This window comes from Acetobacter sp. DsW_063 (assembly GCF_002153745.1).
Taxonomy (GTDB): Bacteria; Pseudomonadota; Alphaproteobacteria; order Acetobacterales; family Acetobacteraceae; genus Acetobacter.
Genome location: NZ_JOPL01000162.1, coordinates 1 through 332, shown reverse-complemented (window position 1 = coordinate 332; position 332 = coordinate 1). Strand labels below are relative to the sequence as shown.

Annotated in this window: 1 protein-coding gene; it reads right to left on the bottom strand. The window is 57.5% G+C overall.

Going from position 1 to position 332, the window contains the following annotated elements:
* Positions 1 to 43: 43 nt before the first annotated feature.
* Positions 44 to 332 (bottom strand): transposase (locus tag HK28_RS13555; RefSeq protein WP_369823672.1); only part of this gene is annotated, 289 nt, incomplete at its 5' end.

Here is a 332-nt window from a genome sequence, read left to right as displayed (position 1 = left end):
CTGCATTGCAGCAACGGCAGATCATCTCAAGACCTAACAGGCCCTAGCAGACTCGGCGGTGGTGGTGGCCGGGGGACTCATTTTTCCGTCCGCCCGCTGTGACATAGGCGTAGGCCATCATGGACATCAGTGTGTGTCGGTGCAGCCCTGTCCGTGATCGCCTCTCAAAGTGATCGAAGCCCAGCTCTTCCTTGAGTTGCTGATGCGCCTGTTCGTAGACCCATCGAGCCTTGCTCGCAGCGGCTAGTAGCCCTGGGGAGGGTGCTGTCACATTAACTCTTGGTTTGTAGATTGCTCTGCATGAGAGTTGCCCCTGCCAGCTACAAACGCCA